13 protein-coding genes and 1 pseudogene are annotated in these 14489 nt (G+C 67.9%); 8 read left to right on the forward strand and 6 right to left on the reverse strand.

Annotated elements, in window-relative coordinates; all coding sequences use genetic code 11:
- Window positions 1-340: 340 nt before the first annotated feature.
- The 3 genes from WMF34_RS32180 (at window position 341) to WMF34_RS32190 (ending at window position 3684) form a co-directional block, all read left to right on the forward strand.
- Window positions 341-1741, forward strand: a complete 1401-nt coding sequence (locus tag WMF34_RS32180; RefSeq protein WP_437990206.1) for a hypothetical protein — start codon at window positions 341-343, stop codon at window positions 1739-1741.
- 309 nt (window positions 1742-2050) lie between these two features.
- On the forward strand, window positions 2051-2311 hold the full coding sequence (locus WMF34_RS32185; RefSeq protein ID WP_437990207.1) for a hypothetical protein: 261 nt from the start codon (window positions 2051-2053) through the stop codon (window positions 2309-2311).
- Window positions 2312-3114: 803 nt separating this feature from the next.
- Complete coding sequence (locus WMF34_RS32190; RefSeq protein ID WP_437990208.1) at window positions 3115-3684, forward strand: hypothetical protein; 570 nt, start codon at window positions 3115-3117, stop codon at window positions 3682-3684.
- A 211-nt stretch (window positions 3685-3895) separates the two neighbouring features.
- Here WMF34_RS32190 and WMF34_RS32195 read toward each other — a convergent pair whose 3' ends face one another.
- A complete protein-coding gene (locus tag WMF34_RS32195; RefSeq protein ID WP_437990209.1) occupies window positions 3896-4036 on the reverse strand; it encodes a hypothetical protein in 141 nt (46 codons plus the stop codon).
- Between the two features lie 1146 nt (window positions 4037-5182).
- Here WMF34_RS32195 and WMF34_RS32200 point away from each other — a divergent pair.
- From WMF34_RS32200 to WMF34_RS32215, 4 genes are all read left to right on the forward strand, one after another.
- A complete protein-coding gene (locus WMF34_RS32200) occupies window positions 5183-6439 on the forward strand; it encodes a hypothetical protein (protein WP_437990210.1) in 1257 nt (418 codons plus the stop codon).
- A gap of 167 nt (window positions 6440-6606) precedes the next feature.
- Window positions 6607-6942, forward strand: coding sequence for a hypothetical protein (locus WMF34_RS32205; protein WP_437990211.1), 336 nt, complete (start codon window positions 6607-6609; stop codon window positions 6940-6942).
- A 177-nt stretch (window positions 6943-7119) separates the two neighbouring features.
- Complete coding sequence (locus WMF34_RS32210) at window positions 7120-7329, forward strand: hypothetical protein (protein WP_436614253.1); 210 nt, start codon at window positions 7120-7122, stop codon at window positions 7327-7329.
- Between the two features lie 250 nt (window positions 7330-7579).
- On the forward strand, window positions 7580-9589 hold the full coding sequence (locus tag WMF34_RS32215; RefSeq protein ID WP_437990212.1) for a hypothetical protein: 2010 nt from the start codon (window positions 7580-7582) through the stop codon (window positions 9587-9589).
- 144 nt (window positions 9590-9733) lie between these two features.
- Here WMF34_RS32215 and WMF34_RS32220 read toward each other — a convergent pair whose 3' ends face one another.
- The 3 genes and pseudogenes from WMF34_RS32220 to WMF34_RS32230 form a co-directional block, all read right to left on the reverse strand.
- A complete protein-coding gene (locus WMF34_RS32220; protein WP_437990213.1) occupies window positions 9734-10204 on the reverse strand; it encodes a hypothetical protein in 471 nt (156 codons plus the stop codon).
- A 151-nt stretch (window positions 10205-10355) separates the two neighbouring features.
- Complete coding sequence (locus WMF34_RS32225) at window positions 10356-10652, reverse strand: hypothetical protein (protein ID WP_437836020.1); 297 nt, start codon at window positions 10650-10652, stop codon at window positions 10356-10358.
- A 165-nt stretch (window positions 10653-10817) separates the two neighbouring features.
- Window positions 10818-11081 (reverse strand): annotated as a pseudogene (locus WMF34_RS32230) (transposase); the annotation flags it as partial.
- Between the two features lie 582 nt (window positions 11082-11663).
- On the opposite strand from WMF34_RS32230, the gene WMF34_RS32235 reads away from it, so the two are divergent.
- Window positions 11664-12044: a hypothetical protein gene (locus WMF34_RS32235; protein ID WP_437990214.1), complete on the forward strand. Its 381-nt coding sequence runs from the start codon at window positions 11664-11666 to the stop codon at window positions 12042-12044.
- A gap of 149 nt (window positions 12045-12193) precedes the next feature.
- Here WMF34_RS32235 and WMF34_RS32240 read toward each other — a convergent pair whose 3' ends face one another.
- Both WMF34_RS32240 and WMF34_RS32245 read right to left on the reverse strand, forming a co-directional pair.
- The gene (locus WMF34_RS32240) at window positions 12194-12721 is read right to left on the reverse strand and encodes a hypothetical protein (RefSeq protein ID WP_157907049.1); all 528 of its coding nucleotides are present in this window, start codon (window positions 12719-12721) and stop codon (window positions 12194-12196) included.
- A gap of 205 nt (window positions 12722-12926) precedes the next feature.
- Window positions 12927-14138, reverse strand: coding sequence for an IS91 family transposase (locus WMF34_RS32245; RefSeq protein WP_044966290.1), 1212 nt, complete (start codon window positions 14136-14138; stop codon window positions 12927-12929).
- Window positions 14139-14489 lie beyond the last annotated feature (351 nt).

Consider the following 14489-nt stretch of genomic DNA (forward strand, 5'->3'; position numbering starts at 1 on the left):
CGCCCAGGTACCCCCCCCGGTCGGACCGGTGGGGGGGGGCGCGAGTGCCGCTCGCGCGGTGATGGCGAGCTTGGAGAGCATCCGCTGTTCGCCGTACTTTAGCGATAGATCTGCGCTGCCCAACGGAGGGGCACCACAGGGAGCCACGGAGCTTTTCTGGCCGACCATCGATGGGCTCGGCGGCTTCGCGGCAGTATTCGTCGGACCGAACGAGGTACGCACCGGGCTCACTGTGAACGAGTACCGGGGGATCGCCACGGGGAATCCGATCTCCGCGCGACCGCAGCCACCAGGCAAGATGCGGCGGGTGTGCGTCGGGCGCTGGGGCTCGTACGGAGTTATGGATCGCACGCCGGCCGAGCAGGGACTGTCGGTCGTGCCCTTCATCTGGTCGCACCTGCTCCCCGCTGTGCCCTCGGGCGAGGACATCGTCCCGTTCGACGGCCCGGTCGACGGGTTCGCGGCGACGAGCCCGGACCATCGCGAGATTCGACTGCACCGAATCACGGATACCGTCGCAACCTCCGTCCTCCATCAGGGCGCTTCTCTGGAGCTCGGAGGCGGGACGTTGCCCGACGGGAAGCTCCTCCTCGTGATCAACGACTACGCGGGTCCGCAGCCCAAGCTAGTGCTGATCGAGGACGTTCTCGGGACGCCTGTCAAGACGGAGCTCGCGTCGCCCGAGAGAACTCTTCCCCGCTTCTCGATCGTCGCGCAGCGCCAATCCGGGGCAATCGACGTGCTCCTCTACGACGTGACGGGGCGGCTTTGGTTCGCCAGGAAATACAACGGCGCGTGGTCCGCGCCGAAAGCCACCACGGCCTCCGTGTATGGCGCCGCGGTGGAGAATTCCCTGATTTATACCCCCGAGGGCGCAAAGCTCGCCTTCGTCAAGCACGTCGACGTCCCCCGTGGCGTGGCTGAGCCTTTCGACCAAGATATCGTCTATGTGATGGAGGAGTTCACCGGCCGATGGACGGAGGGCTCCGTGCAGGGGTTAAAGGCTGAGTACGTGGGGGGCCTGGGTTGGTTCGCCAGACCCGCCGTCGCAAATGACCGTGGCGTCCCAGAGGACAGCGCGGTCTCCGAGCTCTATCTCCGAGCCTCGCCACGCTTCGCACGCTGGTTTCACACCTATTCAGGGCTTGGTCTCGTCTACCAGTCCACCGACGGGCCCACGAGCAACCAGCTCGTTGTCCGCCAGCCGGAATTTCGGCCGGGAGCGCTGTCGAGCGACGGACTGCGCCTGAGCAAGCCGGTCGCCACCGGAAAGGCGTATGCCCTCCCCGGAGCCATGACCGACGACGTGAAGAGTGCCATTGCGGCGCATAAGCGAGAAAAAGCGCAGCAGAAGCCGACAACGCCGACGCCGAATCAGCCGACGCACCCGCGGGGGATCACGCTCTTCAACATCAGTCACCAAGCAATCGGCCTCTGCGGCTTGAGCCCCTATGGGCAGATGATGGCATTCTCCATCGCGCAGTCCGGAGGCAAGGTCACGCTTGGTCCGACCGAGCTCGAAGCGATTTACCGCGGAACGCAGAGCCAGTTCCTAACCCTCTACGTCGTTCCCGACTATCTCACTCCCAACAACCTCACGACGTCAAGTCTTTCCGGCTACGATTGTCAGTCTGTGGGTGGCGCACCATGGGGTCGATTTGTCGACATGGCCACGGTCGCAATCGAGCTCGAATGTCGAGACGAGATCATGGGTGGCTTTGTTGCGTGTGACGAGGACTGAGTCGCTCACCTCGATCAACTCCGTTAATCGAAACTCCGTCCAGCGGTTCGATCCACTGCGTGGTTCGACGTGACGCCGCGGATAGGCATCCCTAAAGCGACGACGAGAATCTTCTGCGGCCGTCGGTGAGGGGACCACTGGGTGACGGAACGGGCATTTTGCCCGCCGAACAAGCCGCTGGTGCGCGACGGCGCGCTGACCCCTCGCTCCGCTCGGGGCCGCGCGCCGCGGCACAGCGGCCGATCGTTAGGCCGCTTACGCGCTGGAGTGCTCGACCTCCTTGTCTCTGCTGCAGCGAGCAGCCGCCCGATGGTCTCGTGGGCGATGCGAGCCGCCTCGACGTCGCCCGCGGCGAACGCCGCTCCGCCGGCGCTACCCGCCGCGGCGAACGCGCTCGGCGGCGAGGTCAATGACGCCGGCAGCATCGGCTCTCGGCGCGCCGAGCAGCCGCCCGATGGTCTCGTGGGCGATGCGAGCCGCCTCGACGTCGCCCGCGGCAAGCGCAGCCCTCATGCCTTCCGCGAGCTGGCCGAGCAGCACCGTCCGCGGGTCCGCCAGTTTCGTCTGTGATTCGTCCGGCTCACGAGGTTTCGCGCACTTACCCGCTGTCAACGGCACGGTTGCCGCTCCCGACCCATGCGGAAACCCACGCGTTCCCTGCAGATCCCCACCCTCGGCAGGCGTTTCGATTCCCGGCGCCTCCACCAAGAAGACACGGCGAGAGCCGTGTCTTCTTGCTTTTGTGGGCTCTGCGGGTGACCTGACAAAGTTTTGCGAGGTCTGGCGAGGCTGGACGGTGTGAGACAGAGCACCGGCAGCGGATGGCCATAGCCGAACCGGCGGAACGGAACGAGGCGGAATGGTCGACTGGGGGCCTGCGATCCGGATCCCGGGTCCGCCCTCCTGGAAGCCAGGACCAGTGAAGCGGGACCGGTTGTAGGTGGACCGGAGGCGACCCCGATCCCCCTACCTACCCGAGACGATGCAGCCGAGCGGGCGCCTCTTGACACGGGACGGTAGCTCCGCTGACCTCACAGAGGGAGGTGGCCACGAGGATAGCTCGAGCGGCCATGAGGTCCGGAGAGACGCGCTCTCGGCGCGGACCGCATCCGTCGGCGCGTAGGGTTGTGCCGTCGGATCTTCTGTCAACGAGACGGTCGTCTCGTTGTCAATCTTCGCGAACGTTCTGGACTCCAAGCATGACGACGCCACCCGTACCCTCCACAGAACGCCCCAATGGGAAACCATCGCCTTGGGCGACCCGGGCATGTATCGCATTTGGAATAGCGCTGCTATTGAGCTTAGCTGCTGGCTTCGTCCTCAGTGACAGAGCCGCTGTCGTAGCCGTCGCTGCGCCGACACTGCTACTCGCCATGGCGTTCGCACGGATCGACCTGTTCCAGGAGATCAAGGGCGCCGGTATTGAGCTGAAACTTCGCCAGGCAGAGGAGGTAACAAGAGAAGCGAAAGCAACAATTTCAGAACTCCGGCTCGCGGCCAACACGATGGCAAGGATCTCGCTCGAACTGCTTGGCCGAGCGGGCGTACTGGGAAAGATCCCGGACGCCGATAAAATCACCATCAAGGACGACCTCATCGGCACGCTCCGGACAATAGGCGTCTCCGATGGCGAGATCGAGATGTCAACGCGGGGATTCAATGCATTGCTCCGGCTTCGGCATGCGAACAAGATTGTTGAAGCAGCCTTCGAGACTCAGCTGGAAGTCACCGAAGCCGCCAAGAGCAATGAGGTTCGCTCTAAGCTGGATGAGGCGCTCAAGCCATTAACTGACCCCGATTCACTAACCGTTTCCTCTCCCGAGCGCTACCGAGCAGCGATAGAGAAAATCGGAGTGATGGGCCCTCGGGTAGAAGAACGGATCGTCGACTATGAGTTCTTTATCGCAAATGGCAGGATCCGCCGGCCGACGCATTGGGACTAAGTGATTGTCATGGGCACTCAGGGCTCTGATTGCTCAAAAGACCCGCGAAACCGCTGTTGTCCTGCGCTACGCGTCCCGCGTGTGCGCTTCGTCGCGAGAGCGAGCCCCCTGCCTGCCTCCACACAGAACGCGCCGAGCAGCCGCCCGATGGTCTCGTGGGCGATGCGCGCCGCCTCCACGTCCCCCGCCGCGAGCGCCGCCCCAGCCGGCGCTACCCGCCGCGCCGACTGCGCTCGACGGCGAGGTCGATGACGCCGGCCGCGTCGGCCCTCGGCGCGCCGAGCAGCCGCCCGATGGTCTCGTGGGCGATGCGCGCCGCCTCCACGTCCCCCGCCGCGAGCGCCGCTCTCATGCCTTCCGCCAGCTGGCCGAGCAGCACCGTCCGCGGGTCCGCCGGTTTCGTCCGGGATTCGTCCGGCTCACGAGGTTTCGCGCACTTAGCCGCCGTCGTCGGCACGCTTGCCGCTCCCGTCGCATGCGGAAACCTACGCGATCCCTGCGGATCCCTACCCTCGGCAGGCGTTTCGATTCCCGGCGCCTCCACCAAGAAGACACGGCGAGAGCCGTGTCTTCTTGCTTTTGTGGGATCTGCGTGTGACCTGAAAGATTTCGGTAAGGGTCTGGGCCGGGCTGGACGGTGTGAGGCAGGGAACCGGCAGCGGGTAGAGCCATAGCCAACAGGCGGAACGGAACGGGGCGGGATGGCCGACTGGGGGGGCCGCGACCGGATCCCGGGTCCGCCCTGCTGGAAACCGGGACCAGTGGAGCAGGACCGGATGTAGGTGGACCTGCGGCGACCCCGATCTCCCTACCCACCCGAGACGAGTCTGCCGAGCGGGCTCTTCTTGACACGGGACGGTATCTCCGCTGACCTCGCAGAGGGAGTTGGCCAAGGGGTTGATCAAGCGGCAAAGCGGACCGGAGAGACGCTCTCTCGGCGCGGACCGCATCCGTCGGCGCGTAGGGTTGTGCCATCGGTTCTTCTGTCAACGAGATGCTCGTCTCGTTGTCAATCTTCGCGAACGTTCTGGACTCCAAGCATGACGACGCCGCCCGTACCCTCCACAGAACGCCCCAGCGGGAAACCATCGCACTTGGCGACCCTGGAGTATCTCGACCGCGACGCCGCCCTCGCCCCACCAGGTAGCAGGATCCGCGGGGTTGCCGATGCCCCGCCCTCGCCGGCTCTCCGCAGCGGCGGCCCATCTTCGGAGATGCGCAGATAGGTCGCGGAAGTCGCTGCCTATTCACGGGAATACGCAGATATGCCGCGGAGCGTCGCGACCTATTCGCGGGAATACGCAGATATGCCGGGGCGCTTCGCCGCCTACATGCTATAACCCGCCGCTAGGCCCTGCGACGCAACTGATTGCGACGTTGGGCACGCGAGAGGGACCGTGATCGAGAGAGCTGATGGGACCTCTAGCGTGCGGCCATGGTATCAACGGGTCCACCCCAGACCTCACAGCGTCTCCTTTTCCTCCGCGAGCATGCGGCGATGACCAATAACCTCGACATGTTTCTTCCCGATGACACTTTCACCTTTAATCATCCTCCTCTCAATAGTTCAGGCGACATCTATCATACTGTGGCTCTGCTGTTGGTCCTGAAACACCTGGGGCTTCCGCTGCCGAAGGTCAGAGTGGGCTACTTCGATGTTCCCGACGGCTGCTTCAAGACTGAAGGGAAGCTCAAGGCTACAGAGCTTCACGCGACCCGAGCGACGAGCTTTGCGTCAGCGCTCGGCTTTGATGCCCAAGTGCAGATGATCAAGGTGAACCTTCCGAGGTGCGTCCGCATCAACTCAAGGCTCAAAGCTACGCGCGAGGCAATTTTCCGCGAGGATTCATCCGCGAAAGTGCTCGATCAGAAAGTCTCTACCGGCCTGTTAGCGTTGATCGCAGACCACCTCGGTAGCACAGCTGTTACTGATATCATTCGCACGGGGTTCACAACCTATGCGAGCCCACTCACGACTCAGTTAGACGCGGCGTCGAAACGTTGGCTGGATGACGAGTACGAGAAGGTTCGCAAACATGCAGCACCCGATGCACAGATAGTCATCTTCCACGAGCGTCTGGCGGACAATCAAAATCAGAACAACTCGACTGGCCGCGCGTTCGACGCGATAAGGAAGAAGATCAAGGCTCTCGCCAACGTGCGACAATTCACCTTCCGAGCAGGCCCAGCTCCGACCTCTTGGCCCAATAGCTCTCGTTCAAGGGCGTACGGGGACTGCGATGAGACATGCTCCAAGGGTCTCACAGAGCACTGCGTTCACCAGGTACGGTATCTCCAGCTTCTTGCACGTCTCAAACGAGAGCTAATCACCCACGATGGAGGAAGCCGCTTCTTGGGAATTTATGGTTCCAGTTCGGGCACACTCGACGCACCCAGCTTTATGGGATTGCGAGCGCTCTCCTTCCATCAATTTGCCGATGGCCCCCACGGCCGGAACGAGAGCAGACGCGATACAGTTCGCAATGCCCAGGACCAGAGGGAGGCCCTGATGTCTTGCTTCAAATCAGTTGCTGCAAAAACCCAAAGGCACAAGGATGCTGCCGACATCTTCGCGCAGTGGATGGCCGGGAGCTACGAAGGCCTCAAACTCGTCGCGACCCCCAGTGTCGACCGAGTCTACACTCAAGTTCATACGCGACCAAGGAAGGGGCGTAGGTCGCGAGAAGTCGCAAAAGACATCGCAGGAATCGATAAAAAGCTATGCACGCTACTAAGACGGTGCCTAACACGGTAATGCAGCTGACAAGCCCCGACGCTGCGCAGAGTGTCATTCTGCCACTCTGCTTGCTTTCGTGGCTTGCAGCTGATTACCACGTTCGGCCCGCACCCGCCACGGGCGACTGCGCGCCTCGTGATCCGAGCGCGGCGGCCGCACAAGGAGGCCGCCGCGGCGCGGCGCGCGTGGCTCGCCGGCCGCCCGCCGTCGCGCGGAGTCGCGAGCTCTCGCGCAGCCGCGCGCCGCTTCCACCGAGCGCGCTCGCGGCGCGCGCCCTCGGCGCAGGCGTGGTCTCCCCGGCGCTCCCGCCCGCGCCGCACCCAGGCCGAAGGCCCGCGCCGCAGCCCCTCGCAGGCGCTCCCGAAGCGGCCAACGCGCGCGCCGATGAGAACCTGGCGCGGCTCGCCGACTTCGTGCGGTGCCTCGCGCGGGGCGCGGAGCAGGTCAACCTGGTCTTCCCGGAGGAGAGCCCTGCCGTGGCGGAGCGCGATCGGCTGAGCGAGGCGCTCCTGCCGGAATGACGGAGGGGTTGCGGCGGGTCCGAAGCGCTAGCGCGCCGCGTTCTCGATCCGGCGCGGCGTCAGACCGGCGCGCCTGTCGGCTCGACCGGCGCAGGCTCGGGCGGCGCAGGCTCGTCGGGCGCGGCGGCGCTGCCGCGGCGCTTCGGGCGGAGCCGCCGCAGGGCGCTGCGGAACGAGGTGGCGCTGAAGCGGCGCTTGCAGTATTACGAGGGGTATCTCGTGCCGTATATCCTCTATGGCATCAGAGCCATCGGCCTCGACGCGACCAAGGCGATCCTCGCTCCGCAGATGATCGACGAGTTCCGGGTCAACACCGGCCTCGACGTGGTCCCCGCGGACAAGATCGACGCCTATTACGACTTCCTCAGCTCGATCGGCGCGCAGTAACACCGCGTTGGCCAGGACGAGTTTGCCGTGGCAAACCGTCCCCCACCTCCCGTCTCCCTTCGGCGAGCGCGCTCGGACCTTCGGCGAGCGCGCCCCGACGGGATCGATGCCGCCGAGCGCACGCGAGCCGGGCGCAGACCGTCACCGCCGGTCCCGCGCGGCGCGGCCTGGTGATCCGGTCGGGGATGCCTGGTAAAGGTGGAGCAGGAGGCTCTCCCTGAAGATCTCTCGACGGCTTTCGCCCTTCACCTTGGCGCTGCTCGCAATCTCGTGTGGTCCTGCCGCCGGTCCGGCTCCAGCGGCGCCCGCGTCGGTCGCCATTCCTCCCGCCCCGCCGGAGGCGTCGGTGCGCGCCGAGGGCGGGCCCGCCGGCGGTCCCGTCGATCCGTCGGCCCCGCTGGTGTTGCCGGCCGCCGCGATCCCGCCTGCGCCCTGGATCGAGCCGCCCCTCGACGAGCAGGAACGCGAGCTGGCCGAGCGGGACCTGTTCCGCGAGCACCGCGAGATCGCCCTCGGCGCGCGCGTCGCGGTCTTCGCCGCACCTGGAGACGGCGCCGGCGCCGCAGGGCGAGCCGGCGGTGCGAGCGGCGCCGGCGCCCCGGGCGCAGCCGCTGTCGGCGCCTTCGCGGTCCACCAGGACCTCGGCGTCGTCGGCCCCTTGAAGCTGCCCGCGGGCTTCATCTGGGTTGGCGTCGCGGGCCAGCGGGACGACGCCCTCTACGCGGCGACGCCCGAGGGCGCGCTCCACCGCGCCGCCGACGTCCACGCCGCGCTCCGGCCCGACGGCTTCGAGCTGCGCGGCAGCGTCCCCGGCGCGACGGCCTGGGACGCGGCCGGCGGCCTCATCGCGGCCGCGGCGGGGGAGCGCGTCAGCGTCTCCGCGGACGAGGGCCGCACCTTCACCTCGGCCGTCGTCGCGCCGGGCAAGCCGGTGCGCGCGGTGCTCGTGCGGCCCGACGGCGTGCTCGTCGCGCGCGTGCCCGCCGAGGCGCCCTCGCACGGGCGCCCGGCGCCGCCGGGGCGTGCGGCGCCCCCGGGCACGTTCGTCTCGTCGGATCGCGGGCAGACCTGGGCGCGGTCCACGTTCCAGCCGCGCACGCTCGAGCGCGCGGGCTCCTGGATCTGGAACGGCGATCCGGACTGCCCCGCCGTGCTGAGCCGCGACGGCCGGGCGTGGACCCGGGCCGCTCCCGCCAACCTGCTGTACGACCTGCCGCCCTTCGGCCTGGCGCTCAGCCTCTCCACCACGATCATCGCCCAGGAGGCCGGCGCTCGCCGTTCGGCCCTCGTCCCGCCGGCGCCCGAGCCGCCTGCGCGCGGCGCCGCGGCGGTCGGACGGGAGCCGCAGTGCAAGGAAGGCGGGCTCGGGCTCACCGGCATCGGGGAGGGCGGCGGCGGTCATGGTGGCTGCGAAGGGGCGCTGTGCCTGCGCTTGGACTTCCGGCAGCCGCCGCCGACGCGCACGTGGCTCGCGGCGTTCGACGACGGCCTCTGCGATCCGGCGCGCGTCCCGCCGGGCGGCAAATGCGCCGCGCACCTCGTGCGGCCGCCGACGTTCGCGGTCGTCGACCAGCGCGCGGGCGCCGTGACGCCCGTCGCGGCGCCGGAGGGGTGCGCGCAGCCGGTCGACCTGCGCAACGCGGCCGGCGTCGGCGTGCTCGTCTGCCGTGCCGCAGGCGGGGGCGCGGCGCTCTTCGTGCGGGGCGCGCAGGGCCCGTGGCGCGCCGAGGGGACCCACGCGATCCCGGCCGACGCGATCGGGCGGATCATCGCGGCGCCGGACGGCACGCTGCTCCTGCTGCTCGAGCGGATGCGGCACGCGAGCGCCCCGCAGCGCGAGCCGCTGCAGGCGCTCGTGCGCAGCCCGCTGCCGCTGGGCGCGCCGCAGGCGTGGCGGCGCGTCGTGGTGCCGGACGGCGTCGCGGCGATGCCGGCTCCGGGCGGCGCGGCGCTCCTCGCGAGCTCGCCCGCGGCCTCGGCGGGCGGGCGCCTCGATGTGTCGCTGGATCGCCCGGGTCACCCGGTGCTCGCCCTGGCGCGCGGGGTCGAGGTGTCCCAGAATCTGATGCGGATCGAGGTGCACGACGGTCGCGTGCGGGTCGGCGTGCGTCCGAAGCCTGCGCCAGAGCTCCGGGGCGAGCCCTGGTACACGCGGGACGAGCGCTGGCATGTGCTGACCCACGGCGGCGAGCTCGTCCCGGAGGCGCCGCCGCCGGGGACGCCGGCCGACGCGCGCCGGTTCGGCCCCGCGGGGCGGTAGGGAGGGCGCGCGTCCCCGCGGTCTCGCTCGGGGCGCCGCGGGCCTACGGCGCGTTGACGAACGGGTCGATGAAGTCGACGTAGCGGTCGACCGGTGTGTGCCAGCCGCTCGTGCACGGGTATCCCTCGCTCCCGCCGTACGACGTCACACCGACGATCGCTGCTTGGCGATATCGATGATCGCGGCGCGCACGAAGGCGCACGCGTCGTCTCCGTCGAGCGCGGCGGGCCAGAGCAGGTCCATGCCGCCGGCGGGGTGCGCGAAGGGAAAGAGCGCGCTGCGAAGGTGCGGCCGCTGCCGCACGAGCTGCGCCGCGAAGACGTCGGGCAAGGTCGCCACGAGCTGGCTGCCGTCGACGATGGCGCCGATCGCACTGAAGCTCGCGACCGAGCAGCGGACACGTCGCTCGACGCCGAGCCTGTCCTCGACCGTGCCGCGGAGGTCGCCGTTGTACGAGACGATGACGTGCTCCTGCGCGAGGTACGTGCGCTTGCTGGGGCGCGCGCCGAGGCGCACGTGGCGCGGGTCGAACAGGCAGACGAAGTGGCCGCGGTTGAGCGGCGTGCGCAGGATGCCCCGGCGGATAGGAAACCATAGAGCTCTCGCCCGTGTCAAGCCCCGCGGGAACGGCGCCGGGCGAGCCGTCTATCGCGCATCAAACACCCGCTCGCCCCGTCGCAGGGCCCGCGCGCCGTGCATTGGGTGCAGCTCTGGCTCGACGACCGCGACGTGCGTTCGCCATGACGGGCTCGGGCCGGGTGCCCACCTACGCCGCGTCGAACCCGAACGCCATCGGTTCCCACGTTGGATCGCGCGCGGGTGCTGCCGTTCGGGGCTGCGAGGGCAAGTTCAGATGATCGAGGATGCGGCGCACCACCGCTGAGTCGGTGATCGTGGAAAGCACGCGCATCCTCCGTTCGCATCTCGGGCAGCGAAGCGCATCGAAGCCGAACGAACGCTTCATGAGCACGGCCCACTCGACGTAGCGCGACGTTGCGAACAACTCCCCTTCGAGCAGCCGCCCCCAGTGCAAGACCGAGATCAGGGTCGGCTCAACTCGCACCGTGGGCTCGGCATGCGCGAGCGACCTCGCTGAGAGCGCCGGCGGAGCGCACGGCGACGCGGGCGCGGCGGGCAGAGGCGCGTGCCCCGCGCACCGCTCAGACTTCGCGGCGCGGGCCGGAGGTTTGGGTGTCACGAGAGAGCGCCACGACGAGCGAGGCGCGACCACGCCATGGTATCGCACAAGCGGGATCTTCGGCGGAGGAATCAAAGCCGCGAGCCGGGCCATGAACTCCATTGGACTCATGACGCGGTGAGTGCGTCCCCGCCGAGGTGTCTTCAGCAAGTACGCTATACGCCCATCGGGCAGGAGCTCGATTCGATCGAGTGCGAAGGCCGGGCGGGAGCAGTACCGCACGAGCCTCTCGCGCGCGGGTCGTCGACCGCCGTCATCCGCTGCGATGCGGCTCGCGCGCCGCCGCCGGTCCATGAGCCGGCCAGCACGCCACGCTCGGGGTAGGTGATCGCTGCGATTGCCTTCTCCCCTGCCCCGCCACCCGCGGGCAGCGGGGCAGGCGGCGTCCTCTCGGGCAAGGCGCCCTCTGCCAGCGCGAACCTCGTCCGGCGGCGCAGGCAGAGGCCGCCTCGCCGGGCCATGAGGGCCCCCGCGGAGCGCTCCCCACCAGCCGGCGTGCTGAGCGCCGACGCGCTTTGAAAGCGTACGACCGGACACGTGATGCCGGCACGACGAGGTCGCCCCGCGTCTGATCCCGATCGTGACATCACGACGTCCGCCGGCGTCTCAGCAGGCCGGAGTGAGCGTTGCGCGATCGTGTCTGTCCTCATGTCACCGCCACCCGCCGATTCACCTCTCACCTCGGCACGATGTTTGCTGAAACCGCGACGACCCGGCCGGGCGGCTGGGGTACCGGCCAGCCCGGACGTGACGCCCGAGAGGGACAGTGGGTCCGCCGTAAAGCAGAGAGGCGATCGAGGTGGCGAGATGAAACACGTTGACACGAGACGACGAGTCGGCCGCCGGATAGCGCTCACGCTCGGTCTCCTCGCGAGCATGGCGTTCGCCGGCTGTGGCGGCCCGAGCGAGCAAACCGCCGAGGGCACGCGGCTCGCGCCCGGCGCCGATGCGCGCATCACCGCCGATGTCGACGCCGACGCCGTGACCACGCGGCTGGCCGTGGACGTCGTGCACCTCGCACCGCCCGAGCGGATCGAGGCCGGCAGCCAGCAGTTCGTCGTTTGGCAGCGTCCAAGCTCCGCGTCCGCGTGGCGGCGGGTCGGAGTGCTCGACTACCATGCTGGCAACCGAAGAGGCAGGCTGACCGAGACGACCGTGCCACATGCCAACTTCGAGCTGCTCATCACCGTCGAGAAGCAGAGCAACCCTCCGTCGCCGTCGTCTGCCGCCATCATCGGGCCGACGTCTGTCGGGTAAGATCGCCCATCCTCCCTGCGCGCTCCTCCAGCGGCGGCGATCGCGGAGGCGGCTGGCTCGGGCGTGACGTTGCGCCCGCTCACGCTGGGGCTGAACGGTCGCGCCCCGCGCGATCTCACCGGCGCCTTTCCGCGCCCGTTCTACAGCGCCTAATATGTTGTCTCGCGCACCGAGCTCGCATCGGGCAGCGGACCGCAGCGAGCTGACATTTCCGAGTATACCGAGTTGAGCGTCAGACGAATACGGTCCAGTCTGGCGGGCGGATACTGTGCGCCTGGATCTCCCGGAGCGGACAGCGTCGAGTCGAACGTAATTAGAGGCGATTGCGTCCCAACACCAGGGTGCAGGTACACTTTGCCACCGGAGTCTCCGCACTCATACGCTATGACGTCGTATGCCGGAAACTCGATACGTCCGGACGTGGGGCGCCACATGGCATCCGATGGCACTATCGTGTGTTGCGTGGCAGTGATGCCCTGCGTCGCCTGCAGAGCCGTCAAGACGCATGCAACAGAGGGCAGGCTGGTGACGCTGACCCGCCGGGAGATGCCAGCCTTCTTCTCATGTCCGTATTCGGCCACCTTGATGTAGACCACAAAATAGACAACCAGGGCAAGGGCACTGAGCGCGACAGTTACGACGTTCCGCCACTTGAGATTTACTGGTTTCGACATCATGCCTGAATTATCGATTTGGCGGATAGGAAACCATAGAGCTCTCGCCCGTGTCAAGCCCCGCGGGAACGGCGCCGGGCGAGCCGTCTATCGCGCATCAAACACCCGCTCGCCCCGTCGCAGGGCCCGCGCGCCGTGCATTGGGTGCAGCTCTGGCTCGACGACCGCGACGTGCGTTCGCCATGACGGGCTCGGGCCGGGTGCCCACCTACGCCGCGTCGAACCCGAACGCCATCGGTTCCCACGTTGGATCGCGCGCGGGTGCTGCCGTTCGGGGCTGCGAGGGCAAGTTCAGATGATCGAGGATGCGGCGCACCACCGCTGAGTCGGTGATCGTGGAAAGCACGCGCATCCTCCGTTCGCATCTCGGGCAGCGGAGCGCATCGAAGCCGAACGAACGCTTCATGAGCACGGCCCACTCGACGTAGCGCGACGTTGCGAACAACTCCCCTTCGAGCAGCCGCCCCCAGTGCAAGACCGAGATCAGGGTCGGCTCAACTCGCACCGTGGGCTCGGCATGCGCGAGCGACCTCGCTGAGAGCGCCGGCGGAGCGCACGGCGACGCGGGCGCGGGCGACGCGGGCGCGGGCGATGCGGGCGCGGGCGCGGGCGCGGCGGGCAGAGGCGCGAACACGCCATGGTATCTCACAAGCGGGATCTTCGGCGGAGGAATCAAAGCCGCGAGCCGGGCCATGAACTCCATTGGACTCATGACGCGGTGAGTGCGTCCCCGCCGAGGTGTCTTCAGCAAGTACGCTATACGCCCATCGGGCAGGAGCTCGATTCGATCGAGTGCGAAGGTCGGGCGGGAGCAGTACCGCACGAGCCTCTCGCGCCCCTGATCGTCATCCGCTGCGATGCGCACCGCGCAATGCACGTCGAACCCGTCGCACGCCGCGGAGAAGCGTCGCTCTCGGCGCTCGAAAGCCGCGTCGGGACTGTCCTTGTGCTCGAAAGGCCGCGCAAGATACGCTCCACCTGCGAGCGCGAGCTGGGTACACGCATCGAGCGCGGAGGGCTCGATGGTCTCGTTGCTGCGCTCCTCGGCCGCGCGCTCGTCGAGGTAGCCGCGGCGCCGTAGCCAAAGAAGCGCACGCTCGCGCACCCGTCGCGCCACCTCGCTGACATCGTCCTTTGAAGGCGGCGGCGCATCGTGGAAGCGCACGCCCATGGCGGTCTTCTCGAAAACGCCGTCGATTGCCAGCGAGTGAAAATGGACGTGAACATTCAAGCTCGAGCCGAATCTCTGAGGGAACCCGACCGAGCCCGTCCGTGCGCCGGCGATGCTCGCGAGCCGCGTGGTCACGCGGGCGATCTCCTCCGCGAAGATGCGCTCCATCGCCGCGAGGACGTCGGACCTTTTGGCCGCAAGCGCACGCAGCTCAAACGGAAGCCGCGAGGTGCTCCTGAACAAGGCCATACAACACGGTCTGATGCGGTTCGCGAGGCGCGTAGGCGTGCGGCGCTGGCCGCGAGGTCCTTGGACGCGCCGACAGCGGCCGAGACTCCGCTTGGGTGAGCATCCCGGCGGCTGCGAGCGAAACACGGGCCGCTCGTGCTCCGCGGGGAATTCAGCGGGACGAAAGCCGGCGGGACCTGGCGGCGCCATGGCGGAGAGGTACGGCGCGACCACGACCGCTGCTGCGGCGAGCGGCGGCTCTCAGCCCGGCAAGAGGCGGCTCTGGGATGTCTGATCCCATGATGCGCGACCAGGCACCGCTTAACACAGAATTGGACCTGACGGCGCTTCGCGCCGCAGGTCAATTCAACG

Origin of the sequence: Sorangium sp. So ce145 (assembly GCF_051525985.1) — a bacterium.
In the GTDB taxonomy this organism is placed as follows: Bacteria; Myxococcota_A; Polyangia; order Polyangiales; family Polyangiaceae; genus Sorangium; species Sorangium cellulosum_B.